At 72.2% G+C, this 19,794-nt stretch carries 17 protein-coding genes; 7 read left to right on the top strand and 10 right to left on the bottom strand.

All coding sequences use genetic code 11. The features are described from left to right. Nucleotides 1–373: 373 nt before the first annotated feature. The gene (locus ACFXI4_RS10745; protein ID WP_384989408.1) at nucleotides 374–1,432 is read left to right on the top strand and encodes an NlpC/P60 family protein; all 1,059 of its coding nucleotides are present in this window, start codon (nucleotides 374–376) and stop codon (nucleotides 1,430–1,432) included. 31 nt (nucleotides 1,433–1,463) lie between these two features. Here the strand turns inward: ACFXI4_RS10745 and ACFXI4_RS10750 are convergent, their stop codons facing one another. After that, complete coding sequence (locus ACFXI4_RS10750) at nucleotides 1,464–2,177, bottom strand: response regulator transcription factor (protein ID WP_351318292.1); 714 nt, start codon at nucleotides 2,175–2,177, stop codon at nucleotides 1,464–1,466. Further along, a complete protein-coding gene (locus ACFXI4_RS10755) occupies nucleotides 2,174–3,466 on the bottom strand; it encodes a PspC domain-containing protein (protein ID WP_362729479.1) in 1,293 nt (430 codons plus the stop codon). The genes ACFXI4_RS10750 and ACFXI4_RS10755 overlap by 4 nt, the downstream gene beginning before the upstream one ends. Nucleotides 3,467–3,810: 344 nt before the next feature. Here ACFXI4_RS10755 and ACFXI4_RS10760 point away from each other — a divergent pair, with 344 nt between their 5' ends. Both ACFXI4_RS10760 and ACFXI4_RS10765 read left to right on the top strand, forming a co-directional pair. After that, nucleotides 3,811–5,235 carry a PspC domain-containing protein gene (locus ACFXI4_RS10760; RefSeq protein WP_384989409.1) on the top strand — a complete coding sequence of 475 codons (1,425 nt, stop codon included), beginning with the start codon at nucleotides 3,811–3,813 and terminating at the stop codon, nucleotides 5,233–5,235. Further along, nucleotides 5,222–5,431: a hypothetical protein gene (locus ACFXI4_RS10765; protein WP_384989410.1), complete on the top strand. Its 210-nt coding sequence runs from the start codon at nucleotides 5,222–5,224 to the stop codon at nucleotides 5,429–5,431. Before ACFXI4_RS10760 ends, ACFXI4_RS10765 begins: the two co-directional genes overlap by 14 nt. Nucleotides 5,432–5,444: 13 nt before the next feature. On the opposite strand, the gene ACFXI4_RS10770 is transcribed toward ACFXI4_RS10765, so the two are convergent. Together ACFXI4_RS10770 and ACFXI4_RS10775 are read right to left on the bottom strand one after the other, a co-directional pair. Continuing rightward, complete coding sequence (locus tag ACFXI4_RS10770) at nucleotides 5,445–5,975, bottom strand: DoxX family protein (RefSeq protein WP_362722523.1); 531 nt, start codon at nucleotides 5,973–5,975, stop codon at nucleotides 5,445–5,447. A 159-nt stretch (nucleotides 5,976–6,134) separates the two neighbouring features. Continuing rightward, a complete protein-coding gene (locus ACFXI4_RS10775; protein ID WP_384989411.1) occupies nucleotides 6,135–7,412 on the bottom strand; it encodes a hypothetical protein in 1,278 nt (425 codons plus the stop codon). 188 nt (nucleotides 7,413–7,600) lie between these two features. Here ACFXI4_RS10775 and ACFXI4_RS10780 point away from each other — a divergent pair, with 188 nt between their 5' ends. Further along, on the top strand, nucleotides 7,601–8,488 hold the full coding sequence (locus ACFXI4_RS10780; RefSeq protein WP_384989413.1) for a DUF4429 domain-containing protein: 888 nt from the start codon (nucleotides 7,601–7,603) through the stop codon (nucleotides 8,486–8,488). Nucleotides 8,489–8,493: 5 nt separating this feature from the next. Here the strand turns inward: ACFXI4_RS10780 and ACFXI4_RS10785 are convergent, their stop codons facing one another. Beyond that, complete coding sequence (locus ACFXI4_RS10785; protein ID WP_362722533.1) at nucleotides 8,494–9,288, bottom strand: class II aldolase/adducin family protein; 795 nt, start codon at nucleotides 9,286–9,288, stop codon at nucleotides 8,494–8,496. Between the two features lie 139 nt (nucleotides 9,289–9,427). On the opposite strand from ACFXI4_RS10785, the gene ACFXI4_RS10790 reads away from it, so the two are divergent. Beyond that, nucleotides 9,428–9,934, top strand: coding sequence for a pyridoxamine 5'-phosphate oxidase family protein (locus tag ACFXI4_RS10790; protein WP_362722536.1), 507 nt, complete (start codon nucleotides 9,428–9,430; stop codon nucleotides 9,932–9,934). 6 nt (nucleotides 9,935–9,940) lie between these two features. Here the strand turns inward: ACFXI4_RS10790 and guaA are convergent, their stop codons facing one another. Further along, on the bottom strand, nucleotides 9,941–11,521 hold the full coding sequence (gene guaA, locus ACFXI4_RS10795; RefSeq protein ID WP_362722539.1) for a glutamine-hydrolyzing GMP synthase: 1,581 nt from the start codon (nucleotides 11,519–11,521) through the stop codon (nucleotides 9,941–9,943). A gap of 304 nt (nucleotides 11,522–11,825) precedes the next feature. Here guaA and ACFXI4_RS10800 point away from each other — a divergent pair, with 304 nt between their 5' ends. After that, nucleotides 11,826–12,116 carry a chorismate mutase gene (locus ACFXI4_RS10800; protein ID WP_384989415.1) on the top strand — a complete coding sequence of 97 codons (291 nt, stop codon included), beginning with the start codon at nucleotides 11,826–11,828 and terminating at the stop codon, nucleotides 12,114–12,116. Between the two features lie 618 nt (nucleotides 12,117–12,734). On the opposite strand, the gene ACFXI4_RS10805 is transcribed toward ACFXI4_RS10800, so the two are convergent. Beyond that, complete coding sequence (locus ACFXI4_RS10805) at nucleotides 12,735–13,880, bottom strand: hypothetical protein (protein WP_384989416.1); 1,146 nt, start codon at nucleotides 13,878–13,880, stop codon at nucleotides 12,735–12,737. A 206-nt stretch (nucleotides 13,881–14,086) separates the two neighbouring features. Here ACFXI4_RS10805 and ACFXI4_RS10810 point away from each other — a divergent pair, with 206 nt between their 5' ends. Continuing rightward, nucleotides 14,087–15,106, top strand: coding sequence for an LAETG motif-containing sortase-dependent surface protein (locus ACFXI4_RS10810; protein ID WP_384989418.1), 1,020 nt, complete (start codon nucleotides 14,087–14,089; stop codon nucleotides 15,104–15,106). Between the two features lie 123 nt (nucleotides 15,107–15,229). Here the strand turns inward: ACFXI4_RS10810 and ACFXI4_RS10815 are convergent, their stop codons facing one another. The 3 genes from ACFXI4_RS10815 to ACFXI4_RS10825 form a co-directional block, all read right to left on the bottom strand. Continuing rightward, complete coding sequence (locus tag ACFXI4_RS10815; protein ID WP_384989420.1) at nucleotides 15,230–17,005, bottom strand: GMC family oxidoreductase N-terminal domain-containing protein; 1,776 nt, start codon at nucleotides 17,003–17,005, stop codon at nucleotides 15,230–15,232. Between the two features lie 76 nt (nucleotides 17,006–17,081). Beyond that, complete coding sequence (locus ACFXI4_RS10820) at nucleotides 17,082–18,707, bottom strand: succinic semialdehyde dehydrogenase (RefSeq protein ID WP_384989422.1); 1,626 nt, start codon at nucleotides 18,705–18,707, stop codon at nucleotides 17,082–17,084. Between the two features lie 136 nt (nucleotides 18,708–18,843). Continuing rightward, the gene (locus ACFXI4_RS10825) at nucleotides 18,844–19,791 is read right to left on the bottom strand and encodes a serine/threonine-protein kinase (RefSeq protein ID WP_384989423.1); all 948 of its coding nucleotides are present in this window, start codon (nucleotides 19,789–19,791) and stop codon (nucleotides 18,844–18,846) included. Nucleotides 19,792–19,794 lie beyond the last annotated feature (3 nt).

Below are 19,794 nucleotides of genomic sequence, written 5' to 3' on the forward strand. Positions count from 1 at the left end.
GACCCATAGCATCCCGCGCGCCCGCTCGCCCCGGATCCGCCGGTTCGGTCATCCCGCCCTGTTAAGCCGACGGCTCCGGACCGGAATCCCGGTCACATACCGTCGGGTAACGATCCGGTCACACCAATACCGTGCATCACGTCACCCAGCCGACACGCTCCGGCCTAGCGTCCTCCCCCAGGTGACCGACTCCCCACCGCCGCCCGGGCCAGGGGCGGCAGTCGGGCACCACCGCCGAGAAGGTCCGGCGGCGGCCCGCTCCCCCTGTGCGGGCCGCCGCCGGACGCGTGATCCGCACCCGCGGCCGTCAAGCGCTCCCCTGGCGCCTGTACGGGCGACACGGCGGTCGTACGAGAGGACGTGACCAGTCCAGGTGGCAGCGCACCGCAAGCCCCGACAGCGCTCGCTCAGCGGCACTACGGCCCGCACGGCCGTCACCCTCGCCCTGGCGGGCGCGGCCACCGCGACGGGCTTCGAAGGGACCGGACACGCCGAGCCGCAACTGACACCGGCGCAGGTGAAGGCGAAGGTGGACCAGCTGTACCAGGAGGCCGAGGCGGCCACCGAGAAGTACGACGGCGCGAAGGAGAAGGCCGAGACGGCCCAGCGGCGGGTCCGGGCGCTCCAGGACGAGACCGCCCGCAAGCAGGAGAAGCTCAACTCCGCGCGGGACGCGCTCGGCCTGGCCGCGGCGGCCCAGTACCGCGCGGGCGGTATCGACCCGGCCTGGCAGCTGGCGCTCTCCAGCGATCCCGACCGGTACCTGGACGACGCCGCGTTCGCCGAACGGGCCGGTGCCGCGCAGGCCGGCGCGGTGGCGCGGGTGCGGCGACAGCTCCGGGAGATCGAGCAGCTGCGTGGCGCGGCCCATGTCGAGCTGACCTCGCTGCGGTCCCGGCAGGCCGAGCTGAGACGGCAGAAGACCACCGTCACCGCCAAGCTCGACGAGGCCCGGCGGCTGCTGGACCGGCTCTCACCGCGGCAGCGGACGGCGGTCACGGCGGCCGGCGACCCCTCACGCGCCTCCCGCTCGGCCTCCGGCAGCCGCACCACCCTGGCCCCGGGCAGGGCCGTCGCCTCCGGCTCCCGGGCCGCGGCCGCCGTCGCGTACGCCTACGACAAGCTCGGCAGCCCCTATGTCTGGGGCGCCACCGGCCCGAACGCCTTCGACTGCTCGGGACTCGCCCAGGCCGCCTACCGCTCGGCGGGCGTCTCCCTCCCCCGCACCACCTACGCCCAGATCAACGCCGGCCGCCGGGTCTCACGCTCCGAACTCCAGCCGGGCGACCTGGTGTTCTTCTACTCGGGCATCAGCCACGTCGGCATCTACATCGGCAACGGCCAGATGATCCACGCCCCCAATCCGTCGGCCCCGGTACGGATCGCCCCCATCGACGAGATGCCGTTCGCGGGGGCGACACGAGTGGTGTGAACCCAGCTTGCGGGGCCTGTCCGGAGCCGCCTCAGACCAGCCGTCGCGCGGTCGCCCAGCGGGTCAGCTCGTGCCGGTTCGACAGTTGCAGCTTCCGCAGCACCGCCGACACATGGGACTCGACCGTCTTGACGGAGATGAACAGCTGCTTGGCGATCTCCTTGTAGGCGTAGCCGCGCGCGATCAGGCGCAGGACCTCGCGCTCGCGCTGGGTGAGGCGGTCGAGGTCCTCGTCGACCGGCGGGGCGTCGGTGGAGGCGAAGGCGTCCAGGACGAACCCGGCCAGCCGCGGGGAGAAGACGGCGTCGCCCTCCTGCACCCGGAAGATCGAGTCGACCAGGTCGGTGCCGGTGATCGTCTTGGTGACGTAGCCGCGGGCACCGCCGCGGATCACCCCGATCACGTCCTCGGCCGCGTCCGACACGGACAGCGCGAGGAAGCGCACCGGTCGTTCGGCGTCCGCCGCCAACGGGGCGCACCGGCGCAGCACTTCGACCCCGCCCCCGCCCGGCAGATGCACGTCGAGGAGCACCACCTCGGGCCGGGTCGCCGTGATCACCGAAACCGCCTGGTCGACGTCGGCGGCCTCCCCGACCACCTCGACGCCGGTCTGCTCGGTCTGGCCGATCTCGGCCTGGACACCGGTACGGAACATCCGGTGGTCGTCGACGAGGACCACGCGCACCCGACGCCCGGCCTTCTCCGTGCCTTCCGCCGGGCCGTTCGCCTCGGTCGCGTCGCTCATGACGTGTTCTCCGCCCTCTCCATCTCCAGCTCGACCTCCGTGCCGCCGCCCGGCACGGACCGCAGCCGTGCCGTGCCGCCGTGGCGCTCCATGCGGCCGATGATCGATTCTCTGACACCCATGCGGTCGCCGGGTATCGAATCGAGGTCGAAGCCGGGACCTCGGTCGCGGACGGACACGAAGACCGTCCTGCCCTCGGCTTCGGCGTAGACCTGGACGGCGCCGCCCTCGCCACCGTACTTGGCGGCGTTGACCATTGCCTCGCGCGCGGCCTGCATCTGTGCGCCCGTCCGCTCGTCGAGCGGGCAGTCGCCCACCACCACGACCTCGATGGGGACGCCGTGCTTGTCCTCGACCTCCGCGGCGTTGCGCCGGACCGCTTCGGCGAGGGTGGCGGGCTCGTCGGCCTCGTCCTTGCCGGTGCCCTCGGGCTTGTAGAGCCAGGTGCGCAGGTCGCGCTCCTGGGCGCGGGCGAGGCGGCGCACCTCGTTCGCGTTCTCCGCGTTGCGCTGGATCAGGGTGAGGGTGTGCAGCACGGAGTCGTGGACGTGGGCGGCGACCTCGGCGCGCTCCTGGGCGCGGATGCGCATCAGCCGCTCCTCGGAGAGGTCCTGGGTCATCCGCACGAGATACGGCCCGGCGAGCAGCGTGATGCCGACGAGCACGGCGAGCGAGGCCTGGAGCACCGCCCCGATGTGCGCGGCGGAGCCCTGCATGACGAAGACGCCCGAGACTCCCGCCGTCACGAGCAGGACGCCGACGCCCGCGCGCAGCAGCGACAGGGTGCGGCGCCGGCTGCCGACCTCGACCCAGCGGGCCCGGCGGGCGTTGTCCGCCTGACGCCACACGAGCGCCACACCGGCGGCGACCAGGACCGCCGGCAGGAGGTAGGCCTTGGCGCCGTTGGTGAGGTTGACGCTGCCCACGAACACCATGGACACGACGACCATCAGGAGCAGCGCGACGATCTGGCCCCTGTCGGGTCTGCGGGCGACGAGTCTGCGGCGGCCGTCGGCCGAGGTCTCGGTGGTGACCAGGGAGGGTGGCTTCTGGCCGCCGACACCGCCGAGGCCGAGGGGCACGAAGAACCAGAACGCGGCGTACAGCAGCGCGCCGAGGCCGTTGGCCATGAACAGGCCGACGAAGACGAGCCGCACCCACACGACGGGCAGGCCGAGGTGCCCGGCGAGGCCCCGCGCCACCCCACCGAGCCAACGACCGTCGCTGCTGCGGTAGAGCTTGCGCGGCGGCCGCGGGTCGTCGAGGGGCACTGCTGCGGCTTCCGGCATGCCATCGATGTTCACACGCCGCAAGTCCCCGGGCATCAGGGTCGGCCCCGGATACTCCCCTGATCTTCGGATTTCCCCGGGGCAGGTCGCCGGAGTTCCGTGCGGCGAGAGCCCCCAGCCGCGACGGCGACTGCCCGAAACCATGACGGCGACTGCCCGAAGCCGCAGCGGCCGGAGCCCGACCCCGCGGCGGCCGAGGGCCCGAGTCCCCGGCCGCGAGTGCCCGGAGGCCGTCGCCCGGGCTCGGTTCGAACGGTTCCCGGCCCGGCCTCGGGGCCGATTTCAGGGTTCGGCCAGGGTCATCCCGACTGCCGTTGCGGCGGCTCGCCCGTCACCATTGACTCATGACTGATCACGAGCACGCCGCGACGGGTCCGGGACCCGGCCCCGGCCCGCGGCCCGCACCGGGTCCCGGGCCGTCGGATGCCGCGCCCGCCGCGGCGGAGACGCACGGGCCGGGGGCGCCCGGGACGGAGGCCGCCGCCGGCACCGGCGCCGAGGCGCTCCCCCGGTTCCGGCGCGACCGCCGGCACAAGATGATCGCGGGTGTGTGCGCGGGGCTCGGCCGTCACACCGACCTGGACCCGGTGATCTTCCGCATCACGCTGGCCGTGCTGGCCGCGACCGGCGGCATCGGTCTCCTCTTCTACGGCTTCGCCTGGCTCTTCGTTCCGTACGAGGACGACGAGGAGAACGAGGTCCGCAAGCTGCTGACCGGCCGGGTCGACGGACAGGCCCTGGCCGCCGTGCTGTTCGCGCTGGTCGGCTGCGGAGTCCTGCTGACGATGATCAGGAACGGCGGCGTGCTGGCGTTCGCCGTCGTCCTGTCCGTGCTGCTGGCGGGCGCCGGGTACTGGTCGCGGCGGCGGGGTGCCCCGGACCCCGACCCGCTGGCCGCCCAGACGGTTGCCGACGCCCCTCCCGAGGCCCAGGCACCGCCGATCTCGGTCACCTACCCCTCGTGGTGGCGCGACCCGATCGTCAAGGACGGCACGCATGTCGGGGGCACCGGCTATCTGTGGGGTCCCGCCGAGGCCCGTGGCCGGACGGTCCCAGGCCCCGACTTCCGGCTGAGCACCCCGTGGGTCCACGGCCAGGACAGGAGCGCCCGGCGGAGCACGCCCCCGAGGCCGCGCGGACCGCGGTGGATCGGCGGCTGGATCTTTCTGTTCGCGCTGCTGGCGGGCGGCCTGGGCACGGGCCTGACCTGGGACGCGCACCCGCTGGGCGCCAGCCTCCAGACCGGTCTGGCCTGCGCCCTGATCGTGTTCGGGCTGGGCACCGCGGTCAGCTCGTTCCTGGGACGTACGGGGGCCGGCTCGCTGTTCCTGGCGCTCGTCACGGCGGGTCTGCTCGCGGCGTCGACGGCCCTGCCGTCCGACATCAGCACCCACTGGACGCGGCAGTCCTGGACCCCGGCGACCGCGGCCCAGGTGGGGCCGGCGTACGACCTGGGGACCGGCGTCGCCACCCTGGACCTCGGACACATACGCATCGCCGAGGGGCAGACGGTGTCGACGGCCGCCGAAGTGGGGGCGGGCCGGCTGAGGATCGTCGTGCCGGCGGACGTGACCGTGCGGATGAGCATCGACGTGGGGGTGGGCGACATCCAGTTGCCCGGTGACGACGAGAGGGACGTGGACGTGGCACCGGGCAAGCACAAGAACGTGACGCTGCGGCCGACGGCCGGGGCGAAGAGCACGGGCACGCTCGACCTGGATCTCCAGGTCGGCGCGGGACAGGTGGAGGTGAGCCGTGCTGCGGCATGAGTTCCAGCCGGGACGGCTGATCGTGGGCGTCTTCCTGACGGCGACGGGTGTCGCCTACGCCGGTGACGCGGCGGGCCTGTGGACCATCGAGTGGTTCGCGGCCATCCCCCTGATGGTGGCGGGCCTGTTCCTGGCAGGCGTGACCGCGGCGCTGACCCGGGCGATACGCAGGCGCCGCGGCACACCGGAGAGCTAGCGGAGCCGATCCGTCAGCGCAGGCCGCCGGACCGGTGCCGGCGCCTGGCCCGCAGCATCGCGTCCAGGGAGAGGTAGGGGGCGCCGGCCAGGACCAGGGGGAGCCAGGCCATCAGGTAGGCGAGGTCGTTGCCGTAGTAGTAAGGGGAGTTGGCCCAGCTGATGGTCAGCCAGAGGCTGAGCGAGATCAGCGCGCCGCCGAGGGCGGCCACCCGGGCCAGCAGCCCGAAGAGGGTGCCGAGGCCGACCGCGACCTCACCGATGGCGATCGCGGTGCCGAAGCCGACGGGGTTCTTCAGGGCCAGGTCGACCAGAGCCGGGATCGCGGCGGAGTCACGGACCGCGCGCATGGTGTCGCCGATCGAGCCGGAGCCGCCGGACTTCAGGAACTCACTGCTGGTCAGTTTGTCCAGGCCGGCGTAGATGAACGTGACGCCAAGGAAGATCCGCAGAGGAAGGAGGGCGTATCGGGTGGCGGTGTCCCGCAGACCACGATCGCCGTCGAGATACGGGGGGTGCGTGTCCGTACGAATGCCGTGAGTCATCGCCATTAGCCGCCTCTCGCCGCTGTACCCAGGGCTCTCAACAGACCATACGTACGGCAACTCCGACCGGCTCAATCCTCCTGCGGATGTTTTTCCGAATTTCGGCCGGTCTTCGTCACCCGCCCGGCCACCTGTCGGAGGGTCACCCGGCCGTTCCCGCTACTCGGTCACCTCGACCACGCACCGGTTGGTGGCCGCCCCGGCCGCCGTCACCACCTGGATCTCCACCGAGCCGGGCTCCACCTCGGCGGGCACCGGGACGGTGAGAAGGCTGTCCGTCGGGTTGCTGAAGCCGCCGGCGACGGGGACCAGGGGGACGTGGACGTTGACCGCGCCGACGCGCACGACCATCCGGGCGAGCCGGTCGGCGGTCTGGGCGCCGGGAGGGACGAAGCCGGTGCCGCGGATCTCGATGTCGTCGCCCGTGCGGATGGGCGCGTCCAGGTCACCGGCCTCACGGGCGCGGACGACGGAGAGGATGACCGGCCGGCCGCCCTCGGCGTACTTGCCGGCGAGGTAGGTCGCGGCGGAGATCAGGACCACCGTCGCCAGGCCCCAGGGCAGGTCGGGGAGCTGGTCGGGGCGGCGGGCGAGGCGTACGGCGGCGAAGACCAGGGCGACGGCGCTGATCACGACGTACTGGATGTCGGCGAAGGTGCCCCGGCCGGCGTCGTCGGTGAGCAGGTCGGCCGCGCGGGGGCGGTGTGCGCGCACCTTCTGCAGACGCTGGCCGACGATGCGCAGGCCGACCACCCGGCGTACCAGGACGGCAATGCCGCTGACCACGGCGAGGACGGTCACCACGCCGACGCCGCGGGCGAGGTCGAGGCCGGAGATCAGGGCGTCCCGGTCGGCGGGAGAGGAGGCGACGGCCAGACGGCCGGCCAGGACGAGCACGGCGTAGGCGACGAAGACGACCCAGGAGGCGGCCACGGTGCGGGAGGTGGACATGCGGTTGTCCTCGCCGATCACGGGCGCGAGGACTCCGCCGCGCGAGCGGTGGAACCAGGAGCCGGCGGTCAGGGCGAGGGCCACGACGACGGCGGCGACCAGTCCGGCGGTGCGGGCGCTGGTCCAGCCGGCGCCGATCGCGGTGAGGGACTGGGCGAGCAGCATGATCACTACGGTTGCCCAGACGGTGACCACGGTGCGCACCCACAGCCGGGCCAGCCAGGCCTCGCCCTCGGCGCGGCCGCGTTCGGCGACCACCTCGGCGGACTGCGAGAGTTCCTCGGAGACCCACTGGCGGGAGGCGGAGGCGGAGTGGGCCACCGCCGCGGGCAGCCCCTGGCCGGCCGCGAACTCCTCGCGTTTGAGGAGGAATGCGGCGACCGCCCGCCGGTGCCCCTCGCGCGCCCCGTGCGGACAGTCCCCGCACGCGCACCCGCCCCCGTGGACACCCGAACCGGCGCCCTGTCTCGCCTCCTGCACCGCCACGCCCGACGCCTGCCTTCCCCACGCCCGGGGCACGGCGCGCAGGGCCCTCCCCGGGGCCGGACAACGCCGTGCAACTCCCTTGTGTCGAGAGCGAATTGTGCCCTACGCCACGCTGTTCGCGGTCAGCGGGCCGGTCACATGGGGTGAAGGTACGGCCGACAGGTTGACCTGGCTGCGAGAATTCCCCCATGGCCGAGATCATCCAGCGGGACGGGACCTGGGCCTTCGACGGCAGCACGATCCGGATCACGCCGGGACGGCACCGCTCCGTTCCGCTGTTCCGGCAGACGTACGGGGAGATCGCCGTGCCGCTGGAGGCGGTGTCGGGGGTGGTGTACGAGCCGGAGCGCAAGCACGGGCGGCTGCGGATGCGGCTGCGCGAGGGCGCGGATCCGCTGCTGCAGGCGACCGGCGGCCGGCTGCCGGAGCCTGCGGATCCGTATCGGCTGACGGTGGACGGGGACCGGTCCGGGGTGGCGGAGTACGTCGTGGCGGAGATCCGGCAGTCGCTGCTGCTGGACCAGATCCCGACGGAGCCGACGAAGGCGTATCTGCTGCCGGGACCGCCGGTGCCGGTCTCGGTGCGGTCCTCGGACGGCACGGTGTCGTTCGACGGTACACAGGTGCGGATCGACTGGGCCGACACCTCCGACCGGGTCAAGCGGGCGACCGGGCCGCGGATCATCGGCGTCGGCGACCTGGTGCAGGTGGAGTGGCTGCCCAACTCGGGCTACGAGGACGGGTTCCTGCGGTTCGTGACCCGGGAGGCGGTGTTCTCGAAGCTCCCGGCGGAACGCGACCCCTACGCCCTGGACCTGTGGGGCAGTGTGCGTCGCGATCTGCTGACGGCGCTGGTCGCGGCGGCGGTCACGGCCCGGCTGCCGCACCCCTCGGCCCGAGCGGGCGCGGAGTACGCCGACCGGGACCGGCCGCCGCCCGCCGTGCCGCGCCGGTCGGCCGACCATCACGACGTACTGCTGGGCAGGCTGCGGGAGTTGGGCGAGCTGCACCGGGACGGGGTGCTCACGGACGAGGAGTTCGCGCTGACGAAGGCGGCCGTGCTCAGGGGTTTCTGAGACCGTCAGCTCAGCAGGTCCGGTTCGGCGCGGCTGATGTCCTGCCACAGGGGCTGGTAGTTGATCCAGGCCACCAGGTCGCCGCCGAGCTGTTCGCGGGTGGCGACGGCGAGTTTGTGGTCGATGAGCAGCGGGCGGCCGGCCGCCTTCGCGGTCAGCTGGACCTGCGCGGACTTCTCCATCGACATGAACCACCAGGCGGCCGCGTCCACCGAGTCGCCGACGGTCAGCAGCCCGTGGTTGCGCAGCACCAGTGCCTTGCCGGAGCCGAGGGCGCCGGCGATCCGGCGTCCCTCCTCGGCGTCGACGGCGACCCCGGTGTAGGTGTCATAAAGGGCGTGGTCCTCGTAGAAGGCGCAGCTCTCCTGGCTGATCGGATCGAGGAGGTCGCCGAGGGCGGACAGGGCGCGGCCGTTCACGGAGTGGCAGTGGGCGACGGCCACGACGTCCGGGCGGGCCGCGTGCACCTGGGCGTGCACGGTGAAGGCGGCCTGGTTGACGTGGTAGCGGCCCTCGATCACCTGGCCGTCCTGGTTGGCCAGGACGAGGTCGCTGACGGTGACGTGCTTGAACGGCATGCCGAACGGGTTGACCCAGAAGCAGTTGGAGTACTCGGGGTCGCGGGCGGTGATGTGCCCGGACACTCCGTCCTCGAATCCGGCCCGTCCGAAGATCCGCAGCGCGCCCGCGAGCCGTTCCTTGCGATGCCGGCGCTCGTCGTCGAGCGACTCGTGCATCGGCGGCATCGCGAACCGGAGCTGATCGGTGGGCAGCGGCAGGGGCGGAGTCGGCCCGTGCATAGGTCCTCCAGCACTGGGTTTGTGTTACGGCCGGAAGTTACCGTCGGTCAGCGCAGGAAAACAGAGCTGTTCTGTAAAGATGACGCCCGCGCTCACAACACGACAGAAGATGTCGGGTATCGGCAGCAGACTGACTCGTATGACACGCACAACCCCCGCAACCGGAATCCCCGCCGCCCGCTGGGCGGACTTCGCCACGGCCGCGCCCGACCTGGCCCGGACCGCCGAGGCCCGCTTCCTCACCCACCCCCATCACGTCCTGGCCACGCTCCGCAAGGACGGCTCCCCCCGTACCTCGGGCCTGGAGGTCCGGTTCCTCGACGGCGAGCTCTGGCTCGGCATGATGCCGGACTCGGTGAAGGCCCTGGACCTGCTGCGCGACCCGAGGTTCGCGCTCCAGGCGAACCCGGGGGACGGCACCGGCATGGGCGGCGGAGACGTCCGGATCGGCGGACGGGCGTACGAGGTGACGGACGCGGCGGTCAAGGGGAGGTTCACGGAAGAGGTGGTGGTGCCCGAGGGACCGTTCCACCTCTTCCGTACCGAGCTGACGGAGGTCGTACGGACCCACGTCGAGGACGACAGGTACCTGGTCGTCGAGGCCTGGCTGCCCGGCGAGCCCGTGCGCACGGTCAGGCGCACATAGGGCCCGCTACTCCCACTCGATGGTGCCCGGCGGCTTCGAGGTGACGTCGAGGACGACCCGGTTGACGTCCCGGACCTCGTTGGTGATCCGGGTGGAGATCTTCGCGAGGACGTCGTACGGCAGACGCGACCAGTCGGCCGTCATGGCGTCCTCGGAGGAGACCGGGCGCAGCACGATCGGGTGACCGTAGGTGCGGCCGTCGCCCTGGACGCCGACCGAGCGGACGTCCGCGAGCAGGACCACCGGGCACTGCCAGATGTCGCGGTCCAGGCCGGCCGCGGTCAGCTCCTCGCGGGCGATGGCGTCGGCGTCGCGGAGCAGGTCGAGCCGCTCCTTGGTGACCTCGCCGACGATCCGGATGCCGAGGCCGGGGCCGGGGAACGGCTGGCGCTGGACGATCTCCTCCGGCAGGCCGAGCTCCTGGCCGACCATGCGGACCTCGTCCTTGAAGAGCTTGCGGAGCGGCTCGACGAGCTTGAACTCCAGGTCTTCGGGCAGACCGCCTACGTTGTGGTGGGACTTGATGTTGGCGGTGCCGGTACCGCCGCCGGACTCGACGACGTCCGGGTAGAGCGTGCCCTGCACCAGGAACGCGACCTCGGGGCCCTCGTCCGCGATGATCTCGGCCTGCGCCTGCTCGAAGACCCGGATGAACTCACGGCCGATGATCTTGCGCTTCTCCTCCGGGTCGGAGACGCCCTTGAGGGCGGTCAGGAAGCGCTCCTCGGCGTCCACGACGACCAGCTTCACGCCGGTCGCGGCCACGAAGTCCTTCTCGACCTGCTCGGTCTCGCCCTTGCGCATCAGCCCGTGGTCGACGTACACGCAGGTCAGCTGGGAACCGATGGCACGCGCGACGAGCGCGGCGGCGACGGCGGAGTCCACGCCGCCGGACAGACCGCAGATGGCGCGCTTGTCGCCGACCTGCTCGCGGATGAGGGCGACCTGCTCCTCGATCACGTTGCCGGTGGTCCAGGACGGGGTGAGGCCCGCGCCGCGGTACAGGAAGTGCTCCAGGACCTGCTGGCCGTGCGTGGAGTGCATGACCTCGGGGTGGTACTGGACGCCGTAGAGCTTCTTCTCGTCGTTCTCGAAGGCGGCGACCGGGACGACGTCCGTGGACGCGGTGACGGAGAAGCCCTCGGGGGCGGCGGAGCAGGCGTCGCCGTGCGACATCCACACGTGCTGCTCGCCCGGGGTGCCCTCGAAGAGGGTGGACGACGTCCGGGAGACGTGCAGGTCGGTACGGCCGTACTCGCGGGCTCCGGTGTTGTCGACGGTGCCGCCGAGGACCTGGGCCATCAGCTGGAAGCCGTAACACATGCCGAAGACGGGGACGCCGGCCTCGAAGAGCGCGCGGTCCAGGCGGGGTGCGCCCTCCTCGTACACGGACGAGGGGCCGCCCGAGAGGATGATCGCCGCCGGGTTCCTGGCGAGCATCTCGGCGACCGGCATGGTGCTGGGCACGATCTCGCTGTAGACCCGGGCCTCGCGGACGCGGCGGGCGATGAGCTGGGCGTACTGCGCGCCGAAGTCGACGACCAGGACGGTGTCGGGGGTGGCGGCAGCGGGAGTCGCTGATGACACGGGGTGCCTTCCGGCGGTGGGGCGGGGGTCTGTGGTTACCGATTCTAACGGGGCGGGCGGGCGACACCCTGACGAGGTGCTGTGGCATACTCGCCTCCATGCTCACGCAGACGACCTTCTCCTTTACCTATGGCAACCGGTCCGCCGGCTGCCATGGTCGTGCCGCTTGAGCAACTGACAGGCGACTTCCCCAGGCGCCCCGGGCCGACAAGGTCCGGGGCGCCTGGTGTTTCTCCGGATCGTGCCGGTCCGGGGCTCCCTCCGAGCCCCCTCCGAGAACCTTCCGAGAACGAGGAGCCCCGACATGACGACCGTCAGCCCCGCCGAGAGGACCGGTGCCCGTACCGCCGAGGCCGCCGATGTGATCACCGGCGCGCGGGAGCGCGTGGACACGCTCGACGACCGCATCATCGGCCTGATCCAGGAACGGATGGCGGTCTCCGCCGTCATCCAGGAGGCCCGGATCACCTCCGGCGGCCGCCGGGTGAACCTGTCCCGGGAGATGGAGGTCCTCGGCCACTACAGCGAGGCGCTCGGCAGGCCGGGCACCGCCCTGGCCATGACACTCCTCGAACTGTGCCGCGGGCGGATCTGAGTTCGGACGGATCTGAGTTCGGGGCCTTCTCACCCGTACGGCGCGTGACCGGCACGCGACCCGCTTCGTTGGTGGGGTGTCCGCGCCAGCCAGGGGCGGGCCCGAAGAGAACCACGCGTGGCTCACTGGAGCGATGAGGCGTACGGATCATGCCGTGCGCCGTGGGACCTCGCTCCAGTCACGTGACCGGACGGCAGGGGACAGCAGCCCGGTCACACCTGAGACGGCCGGCTCCGGGGACGCCCGGGGCCGACCGGCGGAAAATTGCAAAAATGCACAAGGGCTGGGTCAAACGGTTGCGGAGGCCCCGTGCATCCAGCACGATGCCCAGAGGGCCCCCACAGCCCTCACAAGCTCCCAAGTCCCAGTTCAGGCAACGGAATTACCCGTGTGCCGATCGCCCGTCCAAGGTCGAGACCTGCCGTACGCGCCGAGTGCGCCGGGGCACGGACGGTGGCACAGGGCACGGAGACCAGCGGCGCAACCCCCCGGCGCCGCTCCCAGGCACCGACGCTGCCCTGACGTCGGTGCTGACGGAAGAAGGGCCCCGCGGCTCCGTCCTGCGGGGCCCTTCGCCCATCCCGCGGCCGGGATCGCAGGACGCGGCAGGTCGTACGACTAGGTACGGCTCACCGTGCCGCACCCCTTCGGACCCTCCCCGATCTTCCGGCTGCGGTCGTACGGGTCGACCGACGGACCGCTCGGCGACGCGCTGCCGGTCGGCGCGTGGGACGGGAACTGCGGGTGCAGAAAACCGTCGTCGATGCCGCAGGCCGAGTTGCCGGCGTCCTCGTCGTAGCTCACCAGGGTCAGGCGGCCGGGGGTGACCCGGTAGCGCGTCGGGTCGGGGAGTTCGGTGTCGACGACCCGGCGCACGATCGTGCGGGTGACCTCGCCCGAGCCGTCGACGGGGACCACCGGGTAGACGAAGGTGAAGTCCGCGTGCACGGCCACGCCCGCGAACTTGCCCTTGGCGAAGGTGATCCGGCCGCGGGTCTTGACGACCTTGCCGGCCGGCATCACGTCCTCGGGGTCGAAGCGGCTGAAGAGGGACAGCGGGTCGTGGGCCTTGCTGGGGTGGCGCAGCGCGGTGTCGAGCTCGTCGAGGAGGCGGGGCTGCCTGGGGTCGAGCACTGCGAGAGCGGCGTCGGGGTGCGCGCCGGCCACGACCTCGGGGTTGAGGTTCGCGTCGACCAGCAGCTTCCTGGTCTGCCGGAGGGCCAGTTCGACGCGGTCCTTGGGAATCGAGCCGAGCGCGGTGGCCTTCGGCAGCACGATGCCGGCCTCGCCGTCGGCCCAGCGCAGCGCCGGGGAACCGGCGAACGGGTGGGCCAGGGTGGGGGTTTCGGGGGCGACCGCGGACGGTGCCGCGGTCGGGGCGGCGGTCTCGGCGGGAAGCTGCGTGACGGCGGTGTCCGCGCCGGAGGCCGAGCCGAAGGGATCGCCGGGGATCAGCGACGGCCGCATCGCCACCACGGCGACGGCGATCGCCACCGGCAGGCCGATCACCGCCCACACCTTGCGGCGCCGCGTGGTCCGCCCGTTCATCTCCTGCCAGGCGGGCCCGGTCCGCCAGCCCTCGGGCTCCTGCTGCCCCCTGAGCCGCTCGGTCACCTGACGGGCACGGGCGGAGGGCTCCTTCGGAGCGGACCTGCGGATGTCGCGCTCGGAATCGCGAATGAACCGCTCCCACACCTCATCGGGTATGGAGGAGGACGACGACGGCTCGTCCCCCGGCGACTGCTCGGACCGTCTGTCAGACATGGCACTCTCTCGCTCGGCCGTTCGACGGGGGCGAGAATAACCTCGGAATCCGCTGTGGACATGCCCACCCCGTCGCGGACCCGGAAGTGATGACCGTCACATAAGAATTCGGTGAATGTGGAGGCAACCATTCACCGGATTCACCGGTCACATCAGCGGAACCAGCGGTTACATCCGCCTGCCGTACCTGATTCACGGGGGTCCTCATGAAGCTTCGCCGCGCCATGGCCGCAGCAGCCGCCACGGCTGCCATCGCACCCATGGCCCTGCTGTCCGCGCCGGCCGCCTTCGCGGACGACCTGCCGTCCGCGTCCGAGAGCGCGCCGAGCGAGATCCCGAGCGACTCCGCCTCGGCCTCCCCGTCGGACTCCGTCTCGCCGAGCGAGAGCGCGCCGGCGTCCGAGTCCGCGTCGGCGTCCGCCTCGCCCAGCGACAGCGCGAGCGCCAGTGCCAGTGCCAGCACGTCCGCCTCGGCCGAGCCGTCCGAGTCGGCGGAACCCAGCGAGGACCCGTCCGACCCGGACGTCCCGTACTGCGAGGACCTCGACGAGGACTTCGGCAACGCCAAGGTGTCCGCCGACATCAAGGGCCTGCCCGGCAAGATCGTCGCGGGTGACGGCTTCCACGGCTTCAAGCTGGTGGTGACCAACGAGTCCAAGACCGATGTCGACGGTGTCGCCTTCTACGCCGAGATCGAGAACTACGAGCTCAGCGAGTCGAAGTTCCTCAGCCCGTACGTCGACCTGGAGTTCAAGAACCCCGACACCGGCTCCTGGGACCGGATCGGCAGCGACGACTGGGCCGGCGACTACTTCTTCTACGTGGAGAAGCTCAAGTCCGGCGCGAGCAAGTCGGTCGACCTGCGGGTCTCCATCGACGCCAAGGCGCCCGCGGGTGACGCCTACTCCTTCGGCTCCGGCGCCTACCTCGACAAGGTCGACGGCCAGGACTGCATCGCCGAGGGCTGGGCCCAGTACGACTTCACGGTCCTCAAGGCCGGCTCGTCCAACCCGGACCCGGGTACGGCCACGCCGAGCGACGACGGCGGCAAGGACTCCGTGAAGCGGCCGCAGGGCGAGGTCTCCGACCTGCCGACCGGCAACCTGGCCGAGACCGGCTCCAGTTCGGCCCTCCCGGTCATCGGCCTCGTCGGCGGAGTCGCCGTCGTGGCCGGCGCCGGCGCGGTGTTCGTGGTGCGGCGCCGCAAGGCCGGGGTGAGCGCGTAGCCATGTGAACGAGGTCGCGCGGACCGTCGTCGCACGGCGGCCGCGCGCACCGGACGAGGAGGGACCTGGGCTCGGAGGGGGGCACAGGTCCCTCTTCGGCGTCCGGAGGCGTGACGCCCGGGCCTACTTCTTCGGGGGGACGGCCGGGACGTCGAGGAACGGCAGGCGCAGCGCTCCGAAAGCCTCCGCCGGGACCGCGGGGCGGTGCGGCTCCACCGCCCGCAGCCGCTGGTACGCCTCGCCCTGCCGGGGCCGCGGGTCCGCCTCACCCTTGTTGGGCCAGTACGACATCGCGCGCTCGGCCTGCGCGGTGATGGTGAGGGACGGGTTCACGCCCAGGTTGGCCGAGACGGCCGCGCCGTCCACGACCGAGATGCCCGGGTGGCCGTAGAGCCGGTGGTACGGGTCGATGACCCCGCTCTCGCGCGAGTCGCCGATCGGGCAGCCGCCGAGGAAGTGCGCGGTGAGCGGGGTGCCCATCAGTTCGCCGACGTTGCTGCCGGCGAAGCCGTTGATCTCGGCGGCGAGCACGGTGGCGGCCTCGGAAGCGGCCTTGATCTGCTTGGGGTTGGGGGCACCGTGCCCCTGCCGGGCGGTGAGCAGGCCCTTGCCGACGCCGTCCGGTTTCAGGTACGTCGTCAGGGAGTTGTCCAGCGACTGCATCACCAGGCCGATGATGGTCCGCTCGGACCAGCGCCGGTTGGAGAGCGAGCGCAGCACGAGCAGCGGGTGGCGGGCCGCGTTCGCCAGCCAGCCGAGGACGCGGGAGGAGCCCTCCGCGTACGGCACCTGGAGGATGGACATGCCGCCCATCGCGTTGGAGCCCTTGCCGTAGCGGACCGGCTCGATGTGCGTGTTCTCGTCCGGGTGGATCGACGAGGTGATCGCGACGCCCCTGGTGAAGTCGGCCTTCGGGGTGCCGTGCGCCCTGCGGTAGCGGCGGTCGTCGGTCTGGGCGCCCACCAGGGCCTCGGAGTTGGTACGGGTGAGGTCGCCCAGCCGGTCGGAGAGATAGGGCAGTTGGCCGCCGGCCTTCATCCGGTGCAGCAGCGTCTGGGTGCCGTAGGTGCCGGCCGCGACGACGACCCGGCGCGCGGTGAGGATCCGGCCCTGCGCCTTCTTGTCGTCGGTGGGCAGGGTCGCGATCGCGTAGCCGCCCCGGGAGTCGTCGGTGACGGAGACGACGGTGGTCATGGGGTGGACGACGGCGCCCGCCCGCTCGGCGAGATGGAGGTAGTTCTCGTTGAGGGTGTTCTTCGCGCCGTGCCGGCAGCCGGTCATGCACTCGCCGCACTCGGTGCAGGCGTTGCGGGCGGGGCCGGCACCGCCGAAGTAGGGGTCGGCCACCTGGTCGCCGGGTGCGGCCTTCGCCTCGCCGGAGGCGTCCTTGCCGTCGCCGAAGAAGACACCGACGGGGGCGAGGTGGAAGGTGTCGCCGACGCCGAGCTTCTCCGCCGCCGCCTTCAGGTGGACGTCGGAGGGGGTCATCGTCGGGTTGAGCCGTACGCCGAGCATGCGCTGCGCCTGGTCGTAGTAGGGACTCAACTCCTCCTGCCAGTCGGTGATGTCACGCCACTGGGGGTCGTCGAAGAAGGCCTTCGGCGGGACGTAGAGGGTGTTGGCGTAGTTGAGCGAGCCGCCGCCGACACCCGCGCCGGCCAGCACCATGACGTTGCCGAGCAGATGGATGCGCTGGATGCCGAAGCAGCCGAGCCTGGGCGCCCAGAGGTAGTTCTTGATGTCCCAGGAGTTCTTGGGGAGGGTTTCGCGGGTGAAGCGGCGGCCGGCCTCCAGGACGCCCACGGTGTAGCCCTTTTCCGTCAGGCGCAGGGCGGCGACGGAACCGCCGAAGCCGGAGCCGACGACGATGACGTCGTAGTCGTAGGTGTCCTGGGGCACGGGTGCTCCTCGTTGAGTTTCGCGTGCGGGCCGTCAGTGGTCGATCGCGCAGTTCTCCGCGCCCCTCATGGGGCGCTCAGCGCAGCCTCAGTGCCTTCATCACCTTCAGGCTGGTGCTCATGAAGGCGGCGTACCTCTCGTCGTCCATGCCGAGGGAGGGGGCCATGGGGAGCAGGCGCTGCTGCGCGACGGTCTGCGCCTCCGTGTACTTGAGGATGCCCTCCGAACCGTGCCGACGGCCGAGGCCCGAGTCCTTCATGCCGCCCATCGGGGACTGGACGCTGCCGTAGGCGGGGGCGTAGCCCTCGTTGACGTTGACCGTGCCGGTGCGCAGACGGGCGGCGACCTCGCGGCCGCGGCCGCCGTTCTTCGTCCAGACCGAGGAGTTCAGGCCGTACGGCGTCGCGTTGGCGTGCTCGATGGCCTCCTCCTCCGTCTTGAAGCGGTAGAGGGAGACGACCGGGCCGAAGGTCTCCTCCGCGCAGACGGCCATCGCGTCCTCGACGCCGTCGAGAATGGTCGGCTCGTAGAAGTAGGGGCCGATGTCGGGGCGGGCCGTGCCGCCGGCGACGACGGTCGCGCCCTTCTCCACGGCCTCCGCCACATGCCGGGAGACGGTCTCCAGCTGTCGCTCACCCACCAGGGATCCCATGTCCGCGCCGTAGGCGAGGGACCTGCCCAGGCGCATGGCCCTGGTGCGGGCCGCGAACCGCTCGACGAAGGCGTCCGCGACCGACTCGTGGACGTACAGCCGCTCGATGGAGATGCAGAGCTGGCCGGCCGAGGAGAAACAGGCGCGGACCGCGCCGGCCGCCGCCTTCTCGATGTCGGCGTCCTCGAGGACCAGCATGGCGTTCTTGCCGCCGAGTTCCAGGGAGACGCCGACGAGCCGGGCCGCCGCACCCTGCGCGACCTGGCGCCCGGTGCGGGTGGAGCCGGTGAAGGAGACGTAGTCCGCGTGCCGGACGACCTCGGGGCCGACGACCGGGCCCTCGCCGAGGACCACCTGGAAGACGCCGGCGGGCAGTCCGGCCTCGATGAGGATGTCACGGGCCCACAGGGCGGTCAGGCAGGTCTCGGTGTCCGGCTTCATGACGACCGCGTTGCCCGCGGCGAAGGCGGGCAGCGCGTCGCCGACGGAGAGTTCCAGGGGGTAGTTCCAGGGGGCGATCTGGCCGACCACGCCCCGCGGATGGCGCAGTTCGGTGACCTTGGTGAGGGTGGGCATGGCGCCCGCGTGCCGCTTCGGCCTCAGATAGGAGGGGGCTTTGCGGCCGTAGTGGCGGGCGGCGACGGCGACGGCCTGCACCTCCTCGTGCGCGTGCAGGCGGGCCTTGCCGGTCTCCAGCTGGATGAGGTCGAGGACCTCCGCCTGCCGGGCCAGCACCAGGTCGTGGAAGCGGAGCAGGACGGCCGCGCGCTGCCGTACCGGCACCTGCGCCCACACGGCCTGCGCGGCGCGCGCCGCGTCGAAGGCCTTCGCCACGTCCTCGGGCGTGGACTCGGGCAGGTCGGCCAGCTTCTCGCCGGTGAAGGGCGTGTGGTTGGCCGTACGGCCGGAGCCGACGACGCCCTTGGTGAGCTGGGCGACCAGCTCGGGCGTGACCACGTCGGCCGCGGTTCGGGCCCCTGCGGGGGCGGGGGCGAGCGGGTTCGTGCCGGTGGTGGCCGGTGCGGGGGCCGGGGCCTGCGAGTCCGTCATGAGCCGCAGGGTATGCGCGGAGCGGGCCTTTGGGTACCCGTGGGTAACCCGGATTCACCGACTGCACACATACTGCCAGCGATCACTGGCAGGGAATGCGCTGATCAGGCGGTTGGACGGGGACGATCAGCGTCGGTCAGCCGCGTTCGGGTTTTTTGGCGAGAAGGAGGCCGAGGGCGGCGAAGGGGGTCAGGCGTCGCGGTTCGGGGGCCGTCGGGGGCGGTGCGGCCGGGTGCGACGACGGTGCGGGCGCCGGGGGTTCCGTGACCCACTCCGGCACGGCCGCCCCGGCGACCTTGGCCAGGGCCTCGGCCGTCTCCGGAGCGGCCGGCCGGGCCTCCGGCTCGGCGGCCAGGAGCCGCTCCAGGAGCGGGCCGAGGGGGCCGGCGTCCGCGGCGGTCGCCGCCCGCAGCAGCGCGCCCAGCGACCACAGGTCGGAGGCGGGACCGGCGCCGCGCCCAGCGGCGCACTCGGGCGCCAGGAATCCGTCGGAGGCGGCGCGGTCCCCGCGGTCGCCCTGCCCCTGGCGCCCGTCTTGCCTCTGCTGCTCCTCGTGCCCCTGCTGCCCCTGCTGTCCCGCGCCGATGCCGAAGTCGGTCAGCACGACCCGCTCGCCTGCGGCCTCCAGGAGAACATTGGACGGTTTGAGGTCACGGTGCACGATGCCGACGCTGTGGGCGGCGTGCAGCGCGCCGAGCACCGCGAGCCCGATCCGGGCGGCCTCGGCGGGGGCCAGCGGGCCGTGCGCGGCGAGAGCTTCCCGGAGGGACGGCCCTTCCACCAACTCCATGACCACCCAGGGAAGTTCGTCCTCCAGCAGGACGTCGAGAATGGCGACGGCGGCCGGATGGTCGACGCGAGCGGCGGCCCGGGCCTCGTGCAGCAGACGGTGTGCGGCGCGCTGCCGCTCCTCGGCGTCCGGCTCGCCGGTCAGGCGCGGCTCCTTGACGGCGACCTGCCGTCCGTCCTGCTCGTCGCGGGCGCGCCACACGGTGCCGGTCGGCCCGGAGCCGATGCGCCCGGCGAGCCGGTAGCGCCCGCCGATCAGACGTTCCCCGACCGGCCGTTCGCCGTCTTCACTCATGCC

Origin of the sequence: Streptomyces sp. NPDC059224 (assembly GCF_042754285.1) — a bacterium.
In the GTDB taxonomy this organism is placed as follows: Bacteria; Actinomycetota; Actinomycetes; order Streptomycetales; family Streptomycetaceae; genus Streptomyces.

Bases quoted from the DNA above. Each gene is read 5' to 3' on its own strand.
- ACFXI4_RS10750 (WP_351318292.1), bottom strand. From the start codon at position 2,177: ATGAGCGACGCGACCGAGGCGAACGGCCCGGCGGAAGGCACGGAGAAG.
- ACFXI4_RS10755 (WP_362729479.1), bottom strand. From the start codon at position 3,466: ATGCCGGAAGCCGCAGCAGTGCCCCTCGACGACCCGCGGCCGCCGCGC.
- ACFXI4_RS10760 (WP_384989409.1), top strand. From the start codon at position 3,811: ATGACTGATCACGAGCACGCCGCGACGGGTCCGGGACCCGGCCCCGGC.
- ACFXI4_RS10770 (WP_362722523.1), bottom strand. From the start codon at position 5,975: ATGACTCACGGCATTCGTACGGACACGCACCCCCCGTATCTCGACGGC.
- ACFXI4_RS10780 (WP_384989413.1), top strand. From the start codon at position 7,601: ATGGCCGAGATCATCCAGCGGGACGGGACCTGGGCCTTCGACGGCAGC.
- ACFXI4_RS10785 (WP_362722533.1), bottom strand. From the start codon at position 9,288: ATGCACGGGCCGACTCCGCCCCTGCCGCTGCCCACCGATCAGCTCCGG.
- ACFXI4_RS10790 (WP_362722536.1), top strand. From the start codon at position 9,428: ATGACACGCACAACCCCCGCAACCGGAATCCCCGCCGCCCGCTGGGCG.
- ACFXI4_RS10800 (WP_384989415.1), top strand. From the start codon at position 11,826: ATGACGACCGTCAGCCCCGCCGAGAGGACCGGTGCCCGTACCGCCGAG.
- ACFXI4_RS10805 (WP_384989416.1), bottom strand. From the start codon at position 13,880: ATGTCTGACAGACGGTCCGAGCAGTCGCCGGGGGACGAGCCGTCGTCG.
- ACFXI4_RS10810 (WP_384989418.1), top strand. From the start codon at position 14,087: ATGAAGCTTCGCCGCGCCATGGCCGCAGCAGCCGCCACGGCTGCCATC.
- ACFXI4_RS10820 (WP_384989422.1), bottom strand. From the start codon at position 18,707: ATGACGGACTCGCAGGCCCCGGCCCCCGCACCGGCCACCACCGGCACG.
- ACFXI4_RS10825 (WP_384989423.1), bottom strand. From the start codon at position 19,791: ATGAGTGAAGACGGCGAACGGCCGGTCGGGGAACGTCTGATCGGCGGG.